The organism is Chryseobacterium sp. Y16C, assembly GCF_022488405.1.
GTDB lineage: Bacteria > Bacteroidota > Bacteroidia > Flavobacteriales > Weeksellaceae > Chryseobacterium > Chryseobacterium geocarposphaerae.
The window spans coordinates 4,342,178-4,366,833 of record NZ_CP092711.1 but is presented as its reverse complement, the minus strand read 5'-3'; the positions used below and the strand labels follow the sequence as shown (position 1 = coordinate 4,366,833).

Annotated in this window: 22 protein-coding genes; 18 read left to right on the top strand and 4 right to left on the bottom strand. The window is 38.4% G+C overall.

What is annotated here, in order from left to right:
* Nucleotides 1-9: 9 nt before the first annotated feature.
* Nucleotides 10-3,084, bottom strand: coding sequence for a DNA polymerase III subunit alpha (locus MKS83_RS19790; RefSeq protein WP_240581006.1), 3,075 nt, complete (start codon nucleotides 3,082-3,084; stop codon nucleotides 10-12).
* 9 nt (nucleotides 3,085-3,093) lie between these two features.
* On the bottom strand, nucleotides 3,094-4,236 hold the full coding sequence (gene dinB, locus MKS83_RS19785; protein WP_240581005.1) for a DNA polymerase IV: 1,143 nt from the start codon (nucleotides 4,234-4,236) through the stop codon (nucleotides 3,094-3,096).
* A gap of 61 nt (nucleotides 4,237-4,297) precedes the next feature.
* Here dinB and MKS83_RS19780 point away from each other — a divergent pair, with 61 nt between their 5' ends.
* On the top strand, nucleotides 4,298-5,080 hold the full coding sequence (locus MKS83_RS19780) for an XRE family transcriptional regulator (protein ID WP_240581004.1): 783 nt from the start codon (nucleotides 4,298-4,300) through the stop codon (nucleotides 5,078-5,080).
* Nucleotides 5,081-5,175: 95 nt separating this feature from the next.
* The gene (locus tag MKS83_RS19775; RefSeq protein WP_240581003.1) at nucleotides 5,176-5,787 is read left to right on the top strand and encodes an alpha-ketoglutarate-dependent dioxygenase AlkB family protein; all 612 of its coding nucleotides are present in this window, start codon (nucleotides 5,176-5,178) and stop codon (nucleotides 5,785-5,787) included.
* 155 nt (nucleotides 5,788-5,942) lie between these two features.
* Here the strand turns inward: MKS83_RS19775 and MKS83_RS19770 are convergent, their stop codons facing one another.
* Nucleotides 5,943-9,122, bottom strand: coding sequence for a T9SS type A sorting domain-containing protein (locus tag MKS83_RS19770; RefSeq protein WP_240581002.1), 3,180 nt, complete (start codon nucleotides 9,120-9,122; stop codon nucleotides 5,943-5,945).
* A gap of 21 nt (nucleotides 9,123-9,143) precedes the next feature.
* Entirely contained in the window at nucleotides 9,144-9,674 is a 531-nt protein-coding gene (locus MKS83_RS19765; RefSeq protein WP_002978121.1) for a DUF6252 family protein, read from the bottom strand.
* Nucleotides 9,675-10,678: 1,004 nt separating this feature from the next.
* Here MKS83_RS19765 and MKS83_RS19760 point away from each other — a divergent pair.
* The 16 genes from MKS83_RS19760 (at nucleotide 10,679) to MKS83_RS19685 (ending at nucleotide 24,625) form a co-directional block, all read left to right on the top strand.
* Nucleotides 10,679-11,473 carry a hypothetical protein gene (locus MKS83_RS19760; protein WP_240581001.1) on the top strand — a complete coding sequence of 265 codons (795 nt, stop codon included), beginning with the start codon at nucleotides 10,679-10,681 and terminating at the stop codon, nucleotides 11,471-11,473.
* Between the two features lie 39 nt (nucleotides 11,474-11,512).
* A complete protein-coding gene (locus MKS83_RS19755) occupies nucleotides 11,513-12,607 on the top strand; it encodes a hypothetical protein (RefSeq protein ID WP_240581000.1) in 1,095 nt (364 codons plus the stop codon).
* Entirely contained in the window at nucleotides 12,604-12,969 is a 366-nt protein-coding gene (mobC, locus tag MKS83_RS19750) for a plasmid mobilization relaxosome protein MobC (RefSeq protein ID WP_240580999.1), read from the top strand. Before MKS83_RS19755 ends, mobC begins: the two co-directional genes overlap by 4 nt.
* Nucleotides 12,970-12,980: 11 nt before the next feature.
* Complete coding sequence (locus tag MKS83_RS19745) at nucleotides 12,981-14,423, top strand: relaxase/mobilization nuclease domain-containing protein (protein WP_317224473.1); 1,443 nt, start codon at nucleotides 12,981-12,983, stop codon at nucleotides 14,421-14,423.
* 62 nt (nucleotides 14,424-14,485) lie between these two features.
* A complete protein-coding gene (locus MKS83_RS19740) occupies nucleotides 14,486-15,136 on the top strand; it encodes a ParA family protein (protein ID WP_047096288.1) in 651 nt (216 codons plus the stop codon).
* A 32-nt stretch (nucleotides 15,137-15,168) separates the two neighbouring features.
* Entirely contained in the window at nucleotides 15,169-15,741 is a 573-nt protein-coding gene (locus tag MKS83_RS19735; protein ID WP_240580997.1) for a hypothetical protein, read from the top strand.
* A 110-nt stretch (nucleotides 15,742-15,851) separates the two neighbouring features.
* On the top strand, nucleotides 15,852-16,175 hold the full coding sequence (locus MKS83_RS19730) for a DUF4134 domain-containing protein (protein ID WP_002978105.1): 324 nt from the start codon (nucleotides 15,852-15,854) through the stop codon (nucleotides 16,173-16,175).
* A 1-nt stretch (nucleotide 16,176) separates the two neighbouring features.
* The gene (locus MKS83_RS19725; protein ID WP_240580995.1) at nucleotides 16,177-16,491 is read left to right on the top strand and encodes a DUF4133 domain-containing protein; all 315 of its coding nucleotides are present in this window, start codon (nucleotides 16,177-16,179) and stop codon (nucleotides 16,489-16,491) included.
* Complete coding sequence (locus tag MKS83_RS19720; protein ID WP_240580994.1) at nucleotides 16,463-19,537, top strand: TraG family conjugative transposon ATPase; 3,075 nt, start codon at nucleotides 16,463-16,465, stop codon at nucleotides 19,535-19,537. The genes MKS83_RS19725 and MKS83_RS19720 overlap by 29 nt, the downstream gene beginning before the upstream one ends.
* The gene (locus MKS83_RS19715; protein WP_240580993.1) at nucleotides 19,524-20,177 is read left to right on the top strand and encodes a hypothetical protein; all 654 of its coding nucleotides are present in this window, start codon (nucleotides 19,524-19,526) and stop codon (nucleotides 20,175-20,177) included. The genes MKS83_RS19720 and MKS83_RS19715 overlap by 14 nt, the downstream gene beginning before the upstream one ends.
* Nucleotides 20,178-20,184: 7 nt before the next feature.
* Complete coding sequence (locus MKS83_RS19710; RefSeq protein ID WP_240580992.1) at nucleotides 20,185-20,874, top strand: hypothetical protein; 690 nt, start codon at nucleotides 20,185-20,187, stop codon at nucleotides 20,872-20,874.
* Nucleotides 20,875-20,876: 2 nt separating this feature from the next.
* A complete protein-coding gene (locus tag MKS83_RS19705) occupies nucleotides 20,877-21,542 on the top strand; it encodes a hypothetical protein (protein WP_240580991.1) in 666 nt (221 codons plus the stop codon).
* Nucleotides 21,543-21,666: 124 nt separating this feature from the next.
* A complete protein-coding gene (locus tag MKS83_RS19700; protein ID WP_240580990.1) occupies nucleotides 21,667-22,377 on the top strand; it encodes a hypothetical protein in 711 nt (236 codons plus the stop codon).
* 2 nt (nucleotides 22,378-22,379) lie between these two features.
* Nucleotides 22,380-23,615, top strand: coding sequence for a hypothetical protein (locus MKS83_RS19695; RefSeq protein WP_240580989.1), 1,236 nt, complete (start codon nucleotides 22,380-22,382; stop codon nucleotides 23,613-23,615).
* A 40-nt stretch (nucleotides 23,616-23,655) separates the two neighbouring features.
* Entirely contained in the window at nucleotides 23,656-24,270 is a 615-nt protein-coding gene (traK, locus tag MKS83_RS19690; protein WP_240580988.1) for a conjugative transposon protein TraK, read from the top strand.
* A gap of 1 nt (nucleotide 24,271) precedes the next feature.
* The gene (locus MKS83_RS19685; RefSeq protein ID WP_240580987.1) at nucleotides 24,272-24,625 is read left to right on the top strand and encodes a hypothetical protein; all 354 of its coding nucleotides are present in this window, start codon (nucleotides 24,272-24,274) and stop codon (nucleotides 24,623-24,625) included.
* Nucleotides 24,626-24,656 lie beyond the last annotated feature (31 nt).

Sequence of the window (24,656 nt, the reverse complement as noted above, 5' to 3'; positions counted from 1 at the left end):
TATTAATATTCAACCCATCTTTATTCTAGGCAATCCAATTTCGTGTTCTTGCGGATAAGGCTGCCTGAAAGTCATACTGACATCTTCCCGCAAACTTCTTTCCATCTCTTTTGATTTGTTCTCATCCATTGAATACCGGGGATCGGCAATAAGGGGCATCTTGGCCATTCGGGTAATAGTCACAGTCGGAAAATGGTAATCCACTTCAACAGTCCCCTGCAGAAGATAAATGCCCCCCTCTTTAAAAGGAAACTTTTTCAGGCTGTCCGGAAAATGTGCGGTGTCAAAATATTGTCCTTCCGCATCTATCCAGGTTCCGAAATACATATCGTCTTTCTTGCCTGGATGGTTTTTCATTTTAATGGGAACGTGTTTTCTGGAAATCAAATAAGCCAGCATTCTAACTTGCTTCTTGTGATATTTTAAAAGATCTTTAACCAATACATCCCCTCTATGTTTCGTCTTTAGTAAATCAAAAATAGAATAGGAAACCGGAAATCCTAGTATCTCAATTTCATCGAAGGCATCTTCAAAAGGATTTCTATCTATTGTCGGTAGCTCATAATTTTTTTGAGGTTCATCAAATAATGATATTATCTTGGTTTTGTATTGATTCTTTGAAAGTAAGAACCTTGCCTCAATCAATAATTCGTGTTTTTGCTTTCCTGTAAATCTGAAAGCGCCGACAAAAATTAATATCTGCAGCGTTTCAATGCCGATATTAACTCTTTTGACAAAATCCTCTAAGGATTTGTAATCTCCATTCTCTTTTCTTTCCTCAGGAATAAATTGCTTGATAGATGCTTCCAGTTTCTCAATATGCATTAATCCTAAATAGACATCCGAGCCATAGACTGTCGTATGGAACTCACTAAGGTTAATGCAAGGGTTATGAATTGTAGCGCCTGACATCTTGGCTTCGTGAACATAGACCTCAGTGCGATAAAATCCTCCACCATTGTTAATAGCAGAAACCATAAACTCAATAGGATAATAAGCTTTCAGATATAAACTCTGATAACTTTCCACCGCATAGGAAGCTGAATGTGCCTTACAGAACGAATAACCGGCAAAAGATTCAATTTGTCGGTAAACTTCCTGAGAGAGCAGGTCAGGATGACCTTTTCTTTTACACGATTCAAAAAAATCATCTTTTAATTTCTGTAAGGCGGAAAGAGAACGTCCCTTTCCACTCATTGCCCTTCGGAGAACATCGCCATTAGCTGCTGATACTCCGCCAAAGTGCATCGCAACTTTTATAACGTCTTCCTGATAGACCATGATGCCGTAAGTTTCACCCAATTCTCTTTTAAACACCTCGTGGAAGTATTCGAACTGGCCGGGATGGTTATGGCGGAATATATACTCCCGCATCATTCCGCTCTGGGCAACACCTGGCCGAATGATGGAAGATGCAGCTACCAACACCTTATAATTGTTACATTTAAGTCTCCGTAGTAGACCTCTCATCGCCGGTGATTCAATATAGAAACAGCCAATGGTTTTTCCAATGCTTAAAAACTCATTGCATTTGACTTCATCTTTCGAGATTCTTGTATCTTCAATATCTACGTGAATTCCTCTTTTTTGCTTAATCAAATTTACCGTGTCCTTAATCGTTCCCAGTCCTCTCTGAGAAAGAATATCGAACTTTTCAAGTCCAATATCCTCAGCCGTGTGCATATCGAACTGCACGATTGGGAATTCCTTGGGTGGAAATTCCAAAGCTGAATAATTGGTAATTGGTTCCTCCGAAATTAAAATTCCGCAGCTATGCATACTTCTTTGATTGGGAAAGCCTATCAATAGCTGTTCATATTTATAAATCAGCTGAACCACTGAATTCTGGTCGTGTTGCTCTTTCGGTTTTTTAGAAAGCTGATCCAGTTCATCTTTTGGAAGCCCGAAAACTTTTCCCAGCTCCCTGAATCTTGATTTTCTTTTGAATTCGACATTGGTTCCGCAAAATGCCACGTAATCTTTTCCGTACTTATTGAAGATGTATTCAAGAATTGTATCTCGATTCTTCCAGCTCCAATCAATATCAAAATCCGGGGGACTCTTACGGTTTAAGTTTAGGAATCGTTCAAAGTACAGATCAAGTTCCAAAGGACATATGTCTGTAATTCCAAGACAATAAGCAATAATGCTGTTAGCGCCGCTACCTCTGCCAACGTGCATAAATCCCATCCGGTTACTGTACTGGATAATATCCCAAGTGATGAGGAAGTAGCCGCAAAAATTCAATTCATCAATAACTTTCAGCTCTTTTTCAACCCTTGCTTTCGCCAATTGACTATTATCAGGATATCTTTTACTTAAACCTTCATATGCTAACTGAGAAAGTAATTTAAAATCATTTTCCCTGCTGTCAGTAAAATACTTTTTATTTTTAGGTGTATTAAATTCAAAATCAAAGCTGCACTCATTAACGATATGTTTAGTATTTTCAATAATTTCAGGGTAGTGTCCGAATTGACTCAAAAGCTTTTTCTTATCAATAAAACATTCATCTTTTCTGCAATAATCTTTTTCAGTCAGTTTAATAAAAAGGGTATTGCCATCAATCGCCCGCAATACTTTATGAAGCTTATATTCTTCATCGGTTTTAAAGGTTACCGGATGAAGAATGACCATTTTATGTATTAAAGATTTGAGTTCAGGTTTTATCAATAGATTTAGCTCTTCCTGCCTGATCCCAATAAATTCGTGTTCCAATAGTTTTTCGGGAGTATTTTGTAAAGAGTAGATGACAAAACAATGTTCCAACGGAGGATTCATTTTCGGAATACTAATACCGTCACAGTTGTAATCCGTCAAAAGCCTGTTTATCTCTGCAATACCTTTAGGATTTTTAGCGAGACAGGTATAATACTGCTCATTTTCAACCCGTACATCAACCCCTACAATTGGTTTTATGTTATTATGCTGACAGAGCTTATAAAATTGGTAAATACCCGTTACAGTATTAATATCAGTCAATGCCAGAGCTTTTAACTTATAGTCAACAGCCAGTTGAACCAGATCTTCGACAGAAATAGTCCCATAACGCAAGCTATGATAAGTATGACAATTGAGAAACATAAGTTATTTTTAAGTTAAAAGACCTGAAGCACGTCCAACGCTTTTTGCTCCAAACCTATCTTTAATTTTATCCATTGTCTGGTATAATGAGATCAGCTCTTCCGTATCTTCGAAAAGGTTCATCTGATGGTTTCCGTGAACAAGCCCGGTAAATTTTACCCCAACAAGACGAATTCTCATCCTGCGGGTATATACTTTTCTGAACAGTTCTAAAGCATATCTGAGCAAAGTATGATCTGCTGAAGTATAAGGTACTTTACATTGTTTAGTCTCTGTATCAAAGTTCGCATATCGTATCCTTACAGAAACGGTAGAGGTCAGCCATTGTTCGTGTCTCAATTGATAACAGAGCTGCTCTACCATTCCGGAAAGAATACTTCTGATGTTTAGAACATCAATGGTATCTTCGGCAAAAGTTGTTTCCGTAGAAATAGATTTTCTTTCAGAATATTGAATGACAGGCGTGTTATCAATACCGTTGGCTTTCTTCCATAGCTCCGTTCCGTTCTTTCCGATCAGTTGCTGCAACACATCCACTGGCATTTTAGACAGGGTTTCTATTTTTCTTACCCCTAATCTTGACAGCAGTTCAAAAGTTACATTTCCGACCATCGGAATCTTTTTGACTGATAAAGGATTTAAAAAAGGCTGAATATATTCAGGCTTCACTTCAAATCTTCCGGTAGGTTTTGATTCACCGGTTCCAATTTTTGAAACGGTTTTATTGGTGGACAATGCAAAACTGATGGGTAATCCTGATTGCTTGGTCACGGCATTGGCAATTTCAGTTGTCCATTGATAACATCCGAAGAATTTGTCCATTCCGGAGAGATCCAGATAAAATTCATCTACACTAGCTTTCTCTAAGACAGGTACTTTTTCCTGAATAATTTCTGTTACCATATGCGACATATTGGAGTAATATTCCATATCTCCTTTTATGACCTGCGCTTCGGGACATAATCGCAGAGCCATTCTAATTGGCATTGCCGAACGTACCCCGAATTTTCTGGCTTCATAGGAACACGATGCCACTACTCCACGATCTCCACCTCCTATGATAACAGGCTGTTTCTCCAACACAGAGTGTCTCAGCCGCTCACAGGAAACAAAAAAAGTATCCAAATCCATATGTGCAATTGCTCGTTCCATTTGACAAAATTAGATACTAATTGTATCATTTTTTATATATTTGTAGATACAAATTGTATCAATGTCAATTTTTTCAGAAAACATCAGGTATTTAAGAGCTCAAAAAAAATTATCACAACAAGAAGTTGCAGATAATATTTTTTTGAGCAGAGTGCGTTATTCTAAATACGAAGACGGACGTTCCGAGGCTCCTTACGAGGTTTTAATCAGGATTTCGAAATATTTTAAGGTGAGCATTGACCTTTTACTTACGGTTGATATCAGAAAATATCCTTTGGAAGATGTAGTTAATCTTCCAGCGAATAAGGTATTGCTTCCAATAGTTGTAGATACGGAAGGTAATAATTTTATTGAGATTGTTCCGCAGAAGGCTTCTATGGGATATCTGAAAGGCTTTAGTGACCCTGAATACATTGAAAGCCTACAAAAAATATATTTTCCCTTCCTTAAGAGTGGGAAATACAGAGGATTTTTAGCTGATGGTGATTCAATGCCTCCATTTGCCGACCAGTCTATTCTCATTGGTGAGTATGTTGAAAAACTAGAAGATTTAAAAGCCAACAAGGAATATATTTTTGTGACGCAGGAAGGGATTACCTATAAGACTTTTTTGAAAAGAAATAAAAAGTACATTACCGTTTTAGCGGACAATTCATTTTATGAACCATATAATATTGCTTTGGACGAGATTGCTCAGGTATGGCGCTACGTGAGAGGAATTTTGCCGCAGGATTATAAACCGCACACCCTGCCTGATAAAGCGAATTTGAAAAATTTAGTGGACGAAGCTAAAAAGAGTATTAGCAAACTGGAAAATAGCTTATTGAGATTAAGCCAAGAATAAAAAAACTTCCCCGAAGGGAAGTAAAAACACAAATGATGAAAAAACTCTCTATTAAGAGAGGGCGACAAATATATAAATAAATTGAATTACAGATCATGACTCAGCTCAGCTTATTCGATTCCGAAGATCTATACGAGTTTCCAAAAGACCTTTTGGAATTCAGAGAATTTTTTCTGAGCAAGGAAGAAGCAGACCTTTTGAAAGATAAACTGCTCCATTCTACACGTTGGGAGCAACGCACACAAAAAATGTACGACAAAACAGTAATAACGCCTCGTCTCACTGCGTGGTATGGTGATACAAAGTCTTACGATTCGGCTGATAATAATACAACTGCAAGGAATGAATGGACTCCTGAATTATATGCTCTAAAAGAAAGAATTGAAAAAGAATTCGGTTATCAGTTCAATGGTGTTTTGCTCAACCTATATCGCGATAATAATGATTCAGTAGCCTGGCACAGGGATAAGGAGAACCGTTATGGGAAACGCCCTGTCATTGCATCCATTAGTCTCGGACAAACCAGAAACTTTGATTTCAGAAAAAAGGATCATCATCAAAGCAAGTACAGCTTGCCGCTTCCAAACGGTTCACTGCTCATTATGAAAGGAGATTTGCAGGAGCATTGGGAGCATAGAATTGCTAAGTCAACTATTCCTATGAAAGAGAGAATCAATTTGACATTTAGGTTAATTAAGGTTTTATAACAGTCAATTGCATACTTTAGTACAATTTTTTTGGAAAAACTAAATCTTGGTTCAGAAATAAGTTATCCTAACTACCAGTAATTAAACAAATTCGAGATATTGATATTAAAAAACAGGAAGACTGAATATTCCTGTTTTTCTATTGTTAATTAAAACTAATTTTTAATTATCGTTTGATTTACTAAGGTTTCGTTGTCTTTTGAAATATTTACTACATACATTCCTGTCGGAAAACCTTGTAGATCGAAAGAGTTTCCCGCTTTGGAAATTACAACGGCTCCCATACTGTTGGCAACAGTTATTTGATATTGTTCTTCTTGTTTCGAAATTACAGTTTTTCCCGAAACACAAGGTGGTTCAATATATTTCAATACAACATAGCTATCAGAAGTCTCTCCGTTTTTTGCAATAGAAAATGTTTCACAAGGTGCAGCCGGCGGTGGTGTTATAGTTACTGTTTGAGTAGATGTTCCACAACCATTTGTTGCTTCTACTTTTACCTCCATAGACCAATTATTATTACTTCCTCGTGCAAATCCTTCAAGTTGATTATTATAGGTATGGAGAAATACACCATATTGGGGACTTGATGACAATTTTGTCCAGGTTACCTGAGTAATGCCCTGCTCGCTACCGACAGGTGTTGCATTACTATTACTTAAATAGAAATGAGATTCGTTGTAGTAAGTGGGATCGTTAATCTGGGACACGCTAAACATAGGTTTTCCTATCCAAACCTCCTTAGTAACCGTATTGCTTGCTCCACCCCCAGCAAGATATGCTTGTAACTTCAGTAAACCATTCGCATTTGCTTTAGGAGTAAGTGAGATTTGAGGCTGGTTACTAGGACCAATTATATCAACGAGGTTAGCGCCATTTATTACCGACCATTGGATTGTTGGTGCAAAACCTGTTGTATAAGTTGTGTTATTATTTCCACACAATAGTGCGTCTCCGCCTATTTTTACTTTGCTACCACACAAAAAAGCGGTAGTTAACTTTTGATCTTTGGTGGCTTCTGAGAATTGATTGAGAATAAACTGTCTATTCCTTGGGCTAAAATAGGTATGGCTTGTATTTTCTCCATAGTAACTTCCTATCTCCTCCGCTACAAAGTTTGCAAAAGGGATATTACTGGCATCGTCAACTGGTGAAAAAGTTTTCTGATATTCATTTTCTGTAAGCGTTGTATTTCCAAAATTGTAATCCAAAGCGCTGGGTGTTGGAACAAAAGAAAAATCAGTTGCAGTAATATGATTGCCGAGAAATTCAGGTAATGAAGAAGTTGGAAATCTGTATTTCCCACCACCATATTTATCAATAGGCAGCACATTAGAGGGCTGATTTCTGCTTCCAGAAAGTAGTGTATGTTGAGCTGGGATTACCCATAAAATATCTTTTTTATATACTATCTTTCCATAATATAATTGCTTTGACTCATTAATGCTAGACATTGGTCGAGCAACAAAATCATAGTAATAGCGGGATTTTCCCGGAACAACAGAAAGTATTACCTGAGCAGGATCTAATGTTACGCCACCAATCAATGCCCCGATAAAATCTACAAACCAGCCTTTACTATTGTGATGCATTGTAACCAAATCCTGGAGGTTTTGATCGGTACCACATTCGCTTCCATTTGAAATAGCTACATTCCTAGTTTGCTGAGGATAACCTTTTGACTTTAAAGTTGCTTGCCAGGTGTTGTGGACAGAATTATCAATGCTATAGCTACTATTAATATAATTGATTAACATTTGCCTGGAAGCAGGAGTATCGGCGATTGTAAGAATGTCACTTACAGGAGCACCACCAGTGAATATAGGCGAAAAAACATAATTAAGACCAGCAACAATGGGCGAACGAAGAAAAGTTTTTGAAATATGTCTAAGCATATATTGTAGCCCTAAAGGTGTATTTGCGCCCAAATGGGGAGAATCGTGAGAAATGAATAATTTTGTATCGTGGTTTTCCCCGTTATCCTCCATATCCTTTAGCGCATATCGAGCAATAAGACCTCCCATACTTTGTCCTAAAACTACATTCTTCTCGCTTCCTATTTTATTCTGATTTACCCATCTGATTGCTTTTTTTAATAGTTCAGCATTATTTTGTATATAGTCAGTACCAATACCCCAATCTACATAGATGATATCGTAATTCCCTTCTAAATAGGATTTCAATGCAGAATTTTGCATACCTCCTCTATTCAAAAAATCATCAATATTATTATCTCCGCCTTCTTGTCTAGGTGCTGTTATATGACCTGTATCAAAGCCTTCTGCTACAAGGAAAGGCTTTGTGATTTGGGTTTGCCCATTACGAAGTTTAATATATAATGTAAGTTTTGGTTTATTTACAACCGTCGGGGGGAAAGGAATAAAATACTGATAATTTTCCAGTTGTACTTTCCAGTAATTGTTGGTGGACAAGTTAGCTGCAGCAGAAAAAGCCTGCCCATTGTCATTTATATCGACATATTTTTCCAAATCTCCAGTAACTGAAAATTTGTTTTTTGAGTATAGTATTTGCCCATTCGTTAAAGTAAGTTTATATGTCCAGGTATATTCACCAGTAGAGGGATAACTAACAGGCATTATCTGCCCCAATGTTACCGTTTGAAAGTTGGTGGTATCGGAAAATTTTACTTCGAGAGTTGAGATTTCACTAATGTAATTACTTAGAAACAGAGTAGGTGGAAAAACAACATTGAAATGTAGTTTGTTGTGACTGTTCGCAATTGGTGCCATTGCAAAAACTTTATTGATCTCATAAGGATCTTGCCAGACATTATTTACGTAAACATCTAAAATTTTATTTTGAGGTGTTAACGTTAGAGATCCTGTAGAAATATTATTCAATCTATCAGTAGGCAGATTCGGAGCCATATTCTGAAAAGCTAGTTGATTGCTTTCTGAAAATTGGTTATATTTGAAATAGGTTCCACCTATCGGCAGTAGATCAATTGTCTGGTCCTGAAACCACTCACTTTGAAAATCAGCGGGAGATTTAAGAGCACTGCCATTCGACGATATTTTACTCATTACTAATGACCCGTAAATGTCATTTATGATTTTAGATGTGGTAAATGAACTATCCGTAGGAGTTCCATTATATTTCTTAAGATCCGCAAACTCTATTCCTGCATCCAGTAGTAGACCTGTTTGTATTTTTGTCTTGTCCAAATCTGAAAAGGGCAATAAAAGTGTAGATTCCAGGACCGGATTGACGGGATCACTCGGCTGCGCTACAAGTTGTGGACTAACTTGGACTTGTCCAAGTAGAAGCTTTGACAGCAATAGGAATGCTGCCAAAATACTTAATTTTGTTTTCATAGGTTAGTGTTTATTTAGTTTTTAATCGAACTTTTTATCAAAGCGTCCTTCTGTTATAGTAACAATATTCCCATTGCTATCTTCGGCTTTGAATTCAAATGTTCCAGAAACAATTTGGTTTTGAAGATCGAGTCTCGTTATTTTTATTCTACCGGTGTTGTTTGAGTTTGATGAGTAACTAACCTTATCATTACTTGTATAGCTTGCATAGTTGTAACCATCGTCAGGTGTTTGATTAACAACTTCATATGTTTGGTTAATCTCTAAGTTGGGGATTGATACAATTAGGTCAATAGATTCAGTGTATCTCTCAGGATCTTTTCTTAAATCTAATTTTATTAAATAATAGTTATTATTCAACTTTTCACAATAGGTGCCGGGTTGGTTAATCTTTTTTGTGGTAGCTACCCAAACTTTGCCATTTATTAATGCCCCTGCGGTGTTTTTACCGGATTGCGTTGCTTCTGGCAATACATTTTGATCCTGCTCATCATCTTTGCAAGAAGAAAAAAGTCCTATTGATAATAGAGCTACAAAAAGTAGATTTTTCATAAGAATGTAATTTCGTGGTTATTAAGAGTTTGTAAATTAACCATTTTTTTTCTTTACTTACAAATTTCTTTGATACAGTCATAGCAATGGGATTCAACCAATTCTTATATTGGAGAGTTTCGCATTTTCTAAAGTCAAATACAGTACAAATTCTTATACTTCGTAATTGACACCAACTCCAACTTAAATTGCATTGACAGATATAAAAAGTTTATATGATTTATGAAACTCACCTTAATATTAATGGTAATCAATAACTATACACCATTTCCAACCTTTGGTAAGATGGATGTAAATTTTCTATTTAGCTGTGTAAAAAAGCTACACAGAATTTCCAACATTACGTCAATTGAATGCAAGCTTTCGACCAAGATGAGTAAAATAACTACACGCAATTTCTGAACGTGGGTAAAATAGATACAAGCTTTTGTACTTAGCAACATACGAAACTGCACACATTTTCCAACTATATGTAAAATGAATACAAACTTTCGATTTAGATGGGTAAAATAACTACACGCAATTTCTGAACGTGAGTAAAATGAATACAAACTTTCTATTTGGATGCGTAAAATAGCTACACGCAATTTCAAAACGTGGGTAAAATAGATACAAACTGAAAATCTATTATCTAAGTATTTTTTTCCTTTCAAAAGCAATACACGATAAAGATCACGCATCATCAACAGAATCAAACTTTTACAATTATTTTTCAGAACTCTTAAAACTACCCTCCTCTTTTTAGCAAGATGTGTCTTTGTATATACAAACTTTTCAAGTTTTACATCCAAAGACTCTCTTGCCTTTTTGCAAAAGGGAAAAAAACTTCGGAACTCGTTTTTTTTCTTTATTGAAATCATATACAAATTCCAATTTATTCTTTATTAATCTCCACGATTTCCAGATTAGACCAGAATGGTCTTATTTAGCCCAAGCCCTTTGAATACTATTGTTTTCACGATTTTGATGTCCCAACTTTGCAACAGAAATCATAATCAAAAAAGATGAAAACATATCTTTACTTTTTCTTTAGCTTATTGACCATATGGGTCTCGGGACAGGTCGGAATTAATACTGTATCACCAGAGACCACTTTGGACGTTACAGGGAAACCGGTTGATCCTAATCATTACGACGGGATTATTCCACCACGAATAACGGGAGATCAATTGTCCAGAAAATCATATTCAATTTCAAAAAGAGGAGCCGTCGTATTTGTGACTGTTCCTGCTACAAACTTATCCGGGCAGGTTATCAATGTTAGAACTACCGGATTGTATTACTTCGATGGTACGGCCTGGCAACCTGTATCAAAAGATGTTGATCCGATAGAATATTACATTTTATTGACTTTCGATTCTAACAGCACGGCAAGTCTTGCCGCAACCTCCACCTGGACGGAACCAAGAAATCAATGGGCCAACACAAACAATTACCTGACCTCTTCTAAAAATTACACCATAGGCTCAAAAAACTTTGGCGGGCTTGAAGGATTTGTGGTTTTCAGAAAAATCAACGGTATTGTTAATGTTCGTTTTCGTTTACATAGAACAGACAATTCTGCACCTGTTATAGGTAAGGCTCTTATTGACATCCAGGACATATTTAACGATATAGGTTATATTCCCAATCAAATTGTTCTCTTACACAACGAAAATTCAACCCAGTATTTTCCTGCATTGCTGGAAAATTACGCCATACAAATTCCTCAAAGCTCGCTGAACCAGATATCGACTTCTATTTACACTTACGGAGAAGTACAGGGGTATTCCAACTGGAGGGTTCCATATTTAAAGTAAGATTCTAAAAACCAAATGAAATTAAAACAATATAACACAATGAAAAACAATTTTCTCAAATTATTCTTTGTACTAATAGCCACCAGTGCTTTTTCACAAGTCGGTATTAATACTCAGACACCAAAAGCCACTTTTGAAGTGGTCGGAAAGCCTGATGATACAGGTCATTATGATGGTATTATTCCACCCCGTATTACAGGAGACCAAATCGCTGCAAAATCATTTTCTACTGCTCAGAAAGGGGCATTAATCTTTGTGACATCACCAGCTACTAATTTGGTGGGACAGGTGGCTCATATCGAAAAAACGGGCTTATATTGTTTCGACGGACAGCAATGGATTCCTGTTTTGCAAAGCGATCCTTTAGAAATCGTCGCACTCAGAGGCAACACTTCTTCGGTTGAGTTGGTAGTGAAAAACAGTTTGAAGCTTGATTTTGATCAAAAGGAAAATTATATCCTGGGAAAATCAAGAAGCCCCATTACAGGCGAATACAACTCTATTCTAGCTACCGATGCCAATATTACATCAGGAAAAGGTAACTCTGCCAGCGCTTATGCCATGTCCCAGGGAGAAGTTACCGGGAAATTGAACTATGGTGCGGGTGTATCAGCATTAAACGGAATTGCAAATGGCGTAATTTCAGGAAGCAGGAATATAGGGATAGGTGCCGGAGCCATGTCATACATCACTTCCGGAAATGATAATATATCGATCGGATATTTATCAGGAACCGGGAACCGGACAGGCTCCAATAATGTATTCATTGGCGCTGGAGCCGGAAGCCCCGCAACAGGAAACAGAAGTGTCAGCAATAAATTAGCTATACATTCCACCCCCGTTACAACAAGCTCTACCAGCTTTTGGGACAGTATTACCAATAATTATACGGACTACAAATTTGCGTTGATTTCGGGGGATTTTGCTGAAAGATGGCTGAATATCAATGGTAAGCTAAGCGTGACACCAACACAGATGCCTAACGCAGACGGTGATCCGACATATACAAAGAAAGTAGTTGCCAAAGCAGACGGTTCATTTGGATTCGCCACAGAAATGATTCCACCACCACCTTTGAGCGGAACCTATATCCTTAAAAGTGTGAATGGTATTCCGAGTTGGAGTCTCCCATGAAACAAGAAGACAATAGCAGTTCTGAGGTAATCTTTTTCAGGATCAAACAGGAAAGAAAGGAAAACTGGAAGAAAAAATGCAGGGAAAGAAATATCTCAATGACCAGCCTGATTATCGATTCTGTAGAAAACAGATTAATGGATGATGAACGAAAACAAATATTGACCTTCATCGAAAAGCAGGATAACATCTTTTTAAAGATCGAAACCAATATCAACCAGGTGGCTAAGCTGGTCAACGGACAAAAGTACATTTCGCAAGATCAGTTGGAACTATTTTCTAAACAACTTTTAGAGATACAGAAGCTGAAAGCGCAGCAAAATAAGATGTTTGAAAACATATACGCATTGCTTTCCAAATGATCGTCAAGCTAATGAAACCTGCCGGCTCCAATTTCCCCGGCGTGGACTACAATGATAAGAAGGTGGACAAGGGCAAAGGCGAACTGATGCTGATGAAAAACTTTCCATCATTGATCAATAAAGACAGTGACAAGCAACAGGTCAGGAACTATTTAAAGGCAATATCCAAAAGTACGAAAGTACAAAAACCGCAATTCCATGCTGTGATCTCAACTAAATTTCAGAATCATACCAAAGAAGAGCTCACAAAGATCAGTGAAGACTTTATGGATAAAATGGGTTACGGAGAACAGCCTTACATAGCAGTTTTTCACAATGATACAGAGAACAATCACATCCATATTGTTTCCACAAGGGTAGATAAACAAACCGGAAAAAAGATTGATGACCGTTACGAAAAGCTAAAGGCGCAAAAAGCTTTAGCCCAGGTGATGGAAAAACTATACGGAATCAATGAGAAAGAAAAATTAGATAAACTTTTAACTTACAAAATTGGCTCTTTTCAGCAGCTTAAAACTTTGCTTAACAGAAATGGCTATCAACTTATCGAAAACACAAATGATGAAAGATCCATTACCATTTCCAAAAACGGCATCGTACAACGAAGCTTCTCAGCTGACCAAATTGTTTTCAGCAATACAGTAAATGAGAAGCGGGTAAAGCAGATCAGAGCCATTTTTTCAAAGTACAAGGGGCTTTACTCCAACAAAGTATTCAGAGTGCATGACTATAGAAAGCTGGAAGCCATGCTTCCGGAGGAAAAGTACAAAGATCATTGGAAACCTGAAATCGAATTTGAAAGCGAACTACAGAAAAAGCTGAGGGATCTCTTTGGAATTGACATTGTGTTTCATCATAAAGATGATAAGAAGCCTTTCGGATACACTCTTATCGATCGTAAGACAGGCGCCGTTTATAAAGGCAGTGAGATTGTGAAAATGGGTGACCTATTCGAATTCACTTCAGCATCAATGGATAAAAGACTCTTTGAGCAGTTGAAAGATTACGGCATTCCCAATGCAGAAACCAAAAACATATTGCTGAAATATTTGAAAGCAATATATCCTGAAAATGAACTGAGCGATTATATGCTGTTTGAGAATAAAAAACTGAAAAACAAAGAAATATTCAATAGGGTCAGGAATGATGTAAAAGAATATCTCACAACCCAACGTCAAGATGATGTCAGCCTGATGAGATCGGAAGACGGAAAGTATTTCGCCATCCATTCCAAACTTCATTTTGTTGGAGAACTGCAATCTTTAATTGGCGAACAACAGTATCAGAAATTTCTTAATCCGGAATTCAAAACTGGAAAGCTGGCCGAAACCAATACCGAAAAGGAATTTAAGCAGGCCGTTAATGAAATGCTTTTTGAATGGAATAAGAGTTCCGGCGGAGCAAAAGACCCGATGGAGGATGAGTTGAAAAAACGGAAGAAAAAAAAGAGGTAAATCAAATATGATCGATTGAAAAATACCTATGAACATTAACCGGCAACAAAAAAGCAAAACCTATGATTATAACATTTGGCACACAAAAAGGAGGAACAGGCAAAACCACACTTGCGATTGCTTTTGCCAATTATATTTCGGGAATGTCTGAAAGAAAGGTTAAAGTGTTCGATTTTGATTTTCAGAAATCTTTTTACCACAAATGGCAAGAAGATGAAGAGTCAGAACTGCCAAAGCTTTATGATGTGGCCATTATCGATGAGGATAACGAACAGCCTTTTTCCGACTTTGAACATCTGATCGAAATGAAGGAAAGCGAAGACATCCACCTTTTTGACCTTGCTGGAACCTTAGATGCCCGTTATAGTGATCTATTGATCTACAGTGATTTTATTGTGATACCCTTTGAATATTCAAATGTCTCTGCAAAATCTACGCTGGTCTTTATCAACTTTCTGGGATTGCTGGAAAGCCAGGCAGAGCGAATATTCATCCGGTCCAAATACGATAAAGGTTATAAATACCAGAACCAGGAAGGTATGGACGCTGAGATCAGCAAATACGGAATACTGCTGAAAAATCCGGTATTCAAAAGAAACTGTCTTCAGACCATCGATACAAGAAGACTGACTTATGAACAGAAATATGCGGTTAAACATCCTTTCAATGAAATGATCGATTACATCAGCCAAACGCTTGAAATTAGCCTATAACAAATTACCAAACTAAAAACACTTTACCGACGATGATCAAAATATTTATTACCATTCTGGCAGTTTATCTGCTCTATTATGCAGGAAATATCCTTTATGACCTTTTCCTGAAAAAGGACACTGTCTTAAAAGACGAAGAAGGTGAAGAATTCGCCCTCGCAGCATTTGCTGAGGTAAATACGAATGAAATAATAGAGGTCAACATTGATGATGTGGAACAGCTCAGCACCCCAACTTCGTTCCACAAAAAAGAGCCTTTCCCTTCTACTGAAGAAGACACTGATGAAAACCGGCACCTTGATTACTACCGACAGAAATTTGAATCTGAGCAAGCTATCAATATGCTAGAAGATACGTATAACATCGATGAACATCCGACGACACAACACGATTCAACAGATCAAGAAGATAGTCAATACATTGAAAGCAGAGAGTTCTCAGAACTACCTTATCAAAATGATGAGATTCTCCAAGCTGAACAAAATAAAGAAGATGCTTCTCAAAGGCTGAAACAGCAATTTAACCAATTCCTCAATCTGGCTGAAACGCACGTCCAGGTACTTGCAGACCGTGACGGATTCAAGGTCTACCATTCAATGATCTAGAAAGGAAAACGACAATTTTCAATACACCAATGATCCGCTCTATTGAGCCGGATAGCACATTTCCTATGCCTTTTTCTAAGCAAAAACACAATTCAATATAAAATTTCAATATGATGAAAAACACGCACAAACGTTACCTGACAACAAAAAAATTATTCACCGCAGCATTGCTACTGCTAGCCGTTACACCAATGCTTGCACAAGGCGGTGCAACAGCCATTTCAAACGCAGCCAATGATATTAAAGACTATTGGGACCCGATAAAGCTGATCTTAAAAGCCGTCGGCGGATTGGTTGGTTTTATTGGCGGTCTGAGAGTGTATAATAAATGGACCAACGGCGACCAGGACGTCAACAAAGAAATCCTGGGTTATGGCGGTGCCATGATCTTCCTGATCGTTGTTCCTGAGTTTGTAACCTCCTTTTTTGCCTAAAATGGGATTCTACCTTTACAAGGGGCTTAAAAAGCCTCTTGTATTCTTCGGGCTTAAAGGCAAGTACATCATTTACGCCGTGGCAGTTATCGGCGCTGGCGTTGTTGCCGCCCTGGTACTATCCAAATTCGGATTGCTCGGCTCACTCCTAGGGCTTGCAGCAACAGCCGGAGGTGTTTACCTGATCTTCAAAAGACAGGACAAATACGGTCTGTATAACAAGACCAAACACTTCGATCACATCTTCATTTTCCCAAAAAGATTAAACAATAATAAAATTTTAAAGAATGGCAACAGCAAAAAAACAAGTATTTGACATTCCGTTCATCGGCTACGATTACGGAAAGGATTTCAATTGGGATTTTGACGTGCTTTTCGGGCAATACGGCAATCCCATTATCGGGATTAGAATAAAAAACGTAGTAGAACAATATTCTGCCGATCCGGACAATTACCTGGACTTCCATACGATTCTTAATCAGGTCGTGTCCATTATAGGCGAAGGACGGATTGTTCAAAAACTGGATATATTCACTAAAAAGAAATATTCCGCTGAACCATCCACTCAATTCCTCCAGCAGAAATACTCCGATCATTTTGAAGGCAGACTCTTCAAAACTATTGAGACCGTTTTGCTCTTTACTGATATAATCGAGGACAAACTAAAGAAGAAAAATAAACATTACGCATTTTCCGAAAAGAGCTATAAGGAGCTTCGTGATAAATCTCAGAAGGTATTTATGTTGTTAAAGCAGAATGACTGCGAGCCTGAATTTCTGTTTGAAAAAGATTTTGAATATTACATTTCCGGAGTTTTGTCTATGCAGTTTTCTGAGATTCCCACTTTTGACAATATCAAAAGTACCAACGCGTACTTACAGATTGGAAACCGCTACGTCAAAAACATCTCTTATGTTGATGTGGAAAATATTGACCTTCCTTCTGAAATAGAGTCCTACTCTATTCTAGGAGGCAATGGAGCTGCCGCGGAAACGGCCGTTGATAATTTCACGTTTATCAATGAGCTTGAAAGCTATGAAACCATAGTTTACAATCAAGTCATAACGATTCCAATCCAGGCCCAGCAGCAAAGGGAACTTGATAAGAAAAAGAAAAAACACGAAGGTGCAGCCAACAACTCGCCGTCCAATGCCATCATCGCAGAAGAGATCCAAACCTTGCTGCATAATATTGCCATTGATGGTCAGCTGGTGGTCAATGCTCATTTTTCCCTGATATTTTCAACAAACACTATGGAAGAGATGGAAGGAATCCAGTCCATGATTGAGAATAAGCTCTTCACAAAAGGTATTATCGTTTCAAAAAATGCCTACAACCAGATGGAGCTGTTTCGGGCAGCCATTCCGGGTAACGCCACAGAACTCAGGGAGTACGATCTTTTCATGACGACAAGCGAAGCGGCCTTGTGTTTTTTTTTTAAAGAAAGTTATCCCGTAAATGAAGAATCTAACTTCTACCTGAGATTTACAGATCGGCAGGGCGTTCCGTTAAAGGTTGATCCCGCTGATCTTCCAATGAAAACCGGGAGGATCAATAACCGAAACAAATTTGTTTTAGGACCATCCGGCTCCGGGAAGTCATTCCTGATGAACAATATTGTTGAGCAATACCTGACCTATAATTATGATGTGGTGATCGTAGATACCGGAGATTCTTATTCAGGAACCTGCAAATATAAAGGCGGTAGATATATTCAATACACCGAAGAAAAACCGATCACGATGAATCCCTTTATTATGGATAAAAAAGAATTTAATATCGAAAAAATAGAATTTCTTACCAATCTGATCTTCCTGATATGGCAAGGGCCGGATGCAACAGTGTCTTCTGCACAGAAATCCATCCTGGATAATGTGCTGATGTCCTATTATCATCAATATTTCAATTCAGGAACCGAATGGTATAACCATAAAACTTCAGAAGAGCTGATTCTTTATCTAAACAAGTACAATATTCACGAAGAAGATGTTTTTGCAGAATATGAGAGCGAGGTCCAGGAGCAACGAACGTATTATGATATTTTAGGAATTGCTTTCGATGCCAGCCCGGATGAAGTGAAAGAAGCAGGAAGAAAATTATTGAAATTCTATCATCCGGATAAGAATGCTAACAATCCTGATTATGACAGTGAACAATTCTACAAAGTTTACGAGGCTTACGAAACTTTGAATGATATGGAGCGAAGAAAGATCTACGACGACACACAACTCATCTTGATCAGATCTGCAGAAATTATTAAATATCCGGAGACACCAGACGATTGGAATGAATCGTTGAGAAAGTCAATCATCAAAAAGATTAAAGAACTTGAAGAAAAGTTGCCTGCCAAAGAGCTTTCGTTCAATGGATTCTACGATTACTGTGATAAATTCCTGCCGCTTTACCTCAATAACAAAAAGCACAACATTACGGAAAGAGAGTTCAACCTCAGGACGTTTTTGTTTGTATTGAGGGATTTTTATAAAGGCGGAAGATATGGAACGACCCTAAATGAATCCGCTGACAACACGCTTTTCAATGAATCATTTATTGTTTTCGAAATCGACAATGTGAAGGATAATCCAAAGCTGTTTCCCATTGTGACACTGATTATTATGGACACGTTTATTCAAAAGATGAGGCTTAGAAAAGACCGAAGAAAAGCCCTCATCATTGAAGAGGCCTGGAAAGCGATTGCTAGTAAACTGATGGGCGGATATATTCTGTACCTCTATAAAACTGTACGGAAATTTTGGGGTGAAGCCGTAGTTGTAACCCAGGAATTGGATGATATCATTGGAAATGCCGTAGTTAAGGATTCCATTATCAACAATTCCGACACCTTTATCCTGTTGGATCAGACCAAATTCAAAGACAATTTTGATCGCATCGCGTCGCTGTTATCTTTGAATAAAGTAGAGCAAAACAAAATTTTCACGATTAACAATCTCAACAACAAGATCGGGAGAAGCCGGTTCAAGGAATTCTATCTGAAGAGAGGTTCCAAAGGTGAAGTATATGGCAATGAAGTTTCGCTTGAACAATACCTGACTTACACTACGGAAAAGCCTGAGAAATCAGCCGTTGAATACTATGTGCAACAGTATGGCAATTATGATGAGGCTTTGGTAAAGATCGTTTCCGACCTAAAAGCTTTTGGCGACAGTCTTGAAAACCTGGTGTCTTTAGTGAATTTGTACCAGAATCCTTTGGATCATAAAGTTGTCTCTTACTACCAAAGGATGAAGAAAAAGCACATCGGAAAAAATATTTTCAAGATCATCTCACAGGAATTGGACGACCTTGATATCAGCTTTTCGGAATTGATAACTAATAAAGACTACCAATATGAAGAAGTTTAGCCTGCTATTTTTAGGGTTCTGTGGATTGCTATCCGCTCAGAATACCTACATCGATCCAACGGTAACCGCTGCAATGATTCTCTATTCAGAAAATCTGAAAGCCAAGCAGAATGAGGTTATTGATGAAACTTCGAAGTTGAAGGATGCGCAGACATGGGTGGGAACTCAGATGGTGGCGGCGAATGATATTCAGAATAAAATACTGAAGGGATTGAAAGAAGTATCAGGAACCTTACAGAACGGAATCCAGGTCAAAGAGATTTATTCTGAATTGAATAAATGCTATACGTATTCCTCGCAAGTGGTACAGTTAGCGTCGCAACATCCGCAGTATGCCATTTTCGGGGTAAAAGCTTCACAGAAAACCTATGAGCAAAGCCTGAAAATCGTAATGGATGTATCGGATATTTTGGCTTCGGGTGAGCTGAACCTTGCAACCGCCGGAGACCGTTACAAGATCCTGCATAACATTTCAGGGAATGTGAAAAACCTAAAGCTGTGGCTGTTGGCCATTAAGCTTCGACTGGAAAAAGCCAACAGGCTGGGATTCTGGAATTCCATTAATCCTTTTGCCGGATACATTAATACCGATAAGGCCATTGTGGATGATATTATGAACCGCTACAAACGGAATTTTTAAACTCAAAATGATGAAAAAGAACCTGATCTGTGCCCTGTTCCTTGCTGCAACTTATTGCCTATTGACATCATCAGGTGGTGGCTCTACGCCAGCGTGGCAAAAGGAAAATGTTTCTTTCCCGATGATGGATCTTGAGATTAATGCCACGATGAAGGAACATGACCGGCAGAAAGAGATGCGGCAAAAGCAAACGCTCAATGCGTCAGTAGAAACGGCTAACCAATCACAATGGAAAAACTTTAAGGAAAAAGTCACCAAAATCCAGGACAGGCTTCGTATCGTGTCATTTGCCATACAGGCGATTCCGGCAGGAGTAGCAGTGAGCAGGGAAATCACCAAGATAACGAATAACCAAACTGCGATCATTAATGAGATCAATACTGCGCCTTATTCCATCATTGCAGTTTTACCTTCACAGGTGCAGTTTGTAGATGACCTTCAAATGACCTTACGGTTATTGACAGGAATCGTTTTGTCCTATGGAGCTATCAACCAGATGGAACAATCGGAACGCAAAATCTTACTGGACTACGCTTTGGGCGAGGTCAAAACGCTGAGCAGAAATTCTACGCATATGCTTTTAAAAATAAAGGATATCAAAGCGAAGGTTTTACGGAACAAAAGAGCTTTCCAATACTATGTCAACAGGGACCGACAGGTCGTGCAGGATATCATGAACAACATCAAATCCTTCTAGCTATGAAAAAAATATTCACCTTCAGCATTGTTTTGTTTTCCGTTGCTGGAATTCAAAGCCAGCAGATCGTGATTAACGATAAGTTACTGTCACAGATCACGGTCAACCACGGGGTACGTTTAGCCAGTGAGCAGGCGTTCCTGGATTCTTACAAAAAGCAAAAAGAATTATACGAGGATATTAAAAACAAAACAGCACAGGTCATTGCGATACAGGAATACATCTATCTGCAGTTGAAAAATGTCAATTCTGCATTGACCCAGAGTAAAAAACTGATGTACCTCTACCAGTACTTAGGGAAAATTGTCAGCAATTCAAATAAGATGCTGGACCTGTCCGCAAAGCACCCGGAATATGCTGTACTGGTTTCAAAATACTATGTTGAAATAGGAAAACAGGTTGTAAAGCTACAGCAGGAAGTTGCACAGGATATTATGAATGAGGATAAGGATTTCCTGATGGATTCAATGGATCGCGAAATGCTGATTGAAAAAGTGTTTACACGCGTACGAAACATTCACGGCAACATTCTCTACATCATCCTAAGACTTGAAAACGCTAAGAAGATTCCTTATTTATACCAAGTGCCGGTTCTGAGGAATTACATCAATATTGACAGGGCGATCATCGGAGATATTATTACCAAATACAAATACATCTTCAATTAAAATTATGGAAACATTAATAAAAAAAATACAGCTATTACAACTTCTGTTAGTTACCGTTCTGATATTCGGACAAGTTAGTGTTAAGAGGCTGAACGATCCTTCCATCGTTGCCCAGCACAAGCGAATGACTTTTGAAAGCTGGGGAGACTGGCGTCCTTACCCCAAATATTTCCTCGGCATCCAGACCAATTTTGCTTATGCAACGGTTTGGGGAATATGGGCTCCCAAGATCAACAGGGATTATAAAGATGGTGAGGATATCCGTCCATTAAAACCTACCGGAGAACAAAATCTTCGATTCGCACAACTCAAATTCCAGGAAGAAGAAGCCAAGAAAATCAAGGCTGCATCCGACACCATCTACAAAAGAAGTGTTCAGGATCTGGCGCACTGGACTTCGGCCACAGTCGATGCAGATCCGCTTTGGCTGCTATACTACAAACGAATGCTTAAGCCAGTTACCGAATTTCCGGACAACCCGCAGAATTTTATTGAATGGCGGCTGAAAGACCAGCAAACCTATGAAACGTTCAATACAACCGGCACCTTAAAAAGATTACAAGAAGAACTGGATCTCATCAAGGAAAAATATTCATTGTCACGCTCGATGGACATGCCAAGGGGAAAACGCTTTATTATGTATCACGAAACACTGATCCGATGGCGGAAATTTATGCAGGAACTAAGGAAGTACAATAATAAAACAACCTTGCTTTTGGATTACAAAAATATACTGAACAACCATTTAACCACAGCATTGCCCAATCAATGGACCCCTGCTTCAGACAAAGGCATTGTTCAAAATGTAATGCAGCAGTACAAACACAAATATTAGAAATGAATAGAAAGCCAACATTAATTTTATGCCTTCTGGCTATATTACTGCCGATAATGGGTTTTTGCCAGACTGACGGCGATTACAGCAACCTGCTTCAATTTCTAAAGGGTGATGGTGCTTTTGAAAAATGGTTTATGGAGGTCTTTACCAAACTGGACACGAGTGTTCAGGATAATGCACAAGGCTCAGCACTGGTAGGAAGGGCGATCGGAGGATTGGGAGCATTGATGTACCTGGGTTATATGGGTTGGCAGATGGCTGCCGGAGACCGTGAGTGGGAAATCACACCAATGCTTAAACCAATCTTAATCGGGTTTACCCTGGTCTATTGGACAGGATTTGTCAATCTGATACAGGCGCCCTTTGAAGCAATCGCCGAACCCGGAATTGCTATTTTCAGCGATATAGAATCCGAGGTCAATGACCTGAGAGTACAGCGGTTCAAAAAACAACAACAATTATTGGATGCGGTCATTAAACTCAATGCCGAAGAAGATGCCAAACAGGAGGTCATTAACAATACCTCAAAAGATGCGGATGATTCGTGGTTTGATGTTAGTGAAGGGATTGATAAACTGTTACAGCCTATCAAGGAATGGCAGATCAGGATGGAATTTCAAATGCAGAAACTAGTCGCCGAAGTGATCGAGTTTGTCTGCCTTTCCATCCTTAGAATTTGTGTCTATCTCATCTTTTTCATTCAAAAGATCTGGGCATATATCTTAATTATCCTGGGGCCTATTGCTGTCGGAATGGCACTGGTGCCGGGATTCGAAAACTCTCTGTACAGCTGGGTATCCAAATTCATCAATATTAATCTCTACACATTTGTAGCCTACACAATTATCAATATTGGTCAGCAGCTTATTGCTTCAGGGTATACGATGGAAATAGAGCGCTACGATACCTTATTGACCAATGGAACAATAGCCAACCTGGATGCATTGATGGTTTATGTAAGTAATTCAGGGATGATCTATAACCAGCTCTTTACCTGTGTCGCCTACATCGTGACAGGAATTGGGGTATTGATGACCCCAACAATAGCAGACAGTATTGTTTCAGCTGGCGGAGCAGGTGCCATGACGAAAATGAAAAATGCAGCCGGAAAGGTGGCGAGCACTGCCAAAACTGCTGTACTGGCGGTAAAAACAGGAGGCATATCTGCTGTAAAATCTGCAGCAGCGGGTTCTGCATCCGGAAGGGTGGAAAAGGCAATGAAAAATGGAAAATAAAATCAACTATTAATTATTAATTATCAATTATAAAATACAGATGCTTATCAAAAATATAGAACACAGAATCAAGATCAATAAGATCGTTTCGTTGTCAGCCATTGCCTTTGCTGTATTTGTAGTCATTGCGGGGTTTTTCTTTTCCTATCAAATGATTAAGGATTCCCGAAAATCCATTTATGTTCTGGATAACGGGGTTCCGGTTTTAGTCAAACAAACTGATGTCCTTCTGAACAGGCCTGTTGAATACAAAGCACAGATCGAATTATTCCATCGGCTGTTCTTTACATTGGCTCCAGACGATGCCTACATCAAGGAGAATATTCAAAAGTCTCTTTATCTCATTGATGACAGCGGGAAAAAGGAATATACCAATCTTCGTGAAAAAGGCTTTTACAACCAGATTGTGGCTTCAAGCTCGATGGTGAGCATCCATACTGATTCTATCAATCTCAATATGGAGCAGAACAAATTTCAATTCTTCGGAAAGCAGATGATCACCAGGAAATCATCGGTCATTACCAGGAAGCTGATCACGGAAGGGTTTTTTGAGGACATCATCCGAAGTCCCAATAATCCGCACGGCGTACTGCTGAAAAACTGGCGTATCATCGACAATGAAGAAATCTCTAGCCAAACTAAAAACTCATACTAAAATGAATGCTTTTATAAAACAAACTGGGCAAAGATGGTTAGCCGGTGCAGTTAAAAATCCAAAGAGGTTCTATACGTATTCAATGATTTTTCTTTCGGTTTCTTTCATCGGTTCACTGATTCAGGGAATCTTCTTTCCTTCTGATACCAACTTTAAGATAAAGCCTCCTATTCTTTATTCCAACAAGGTTATCAGCCAGAATACTATTGCAGGCCAAAACAAAGAAATGGAAAAGATCGTTGGCGAACTCAAATTGCTGAAAGCAAAAAGAGATCGGAATGCCTTACAAAAAGAGGACAGCCTGAGAATAGAATTTCTGTATAACCAATACCAACAATTAAAAAATGGCCGTTAGCGCCGGAGGCAATTTATTTAAAATCGAACGC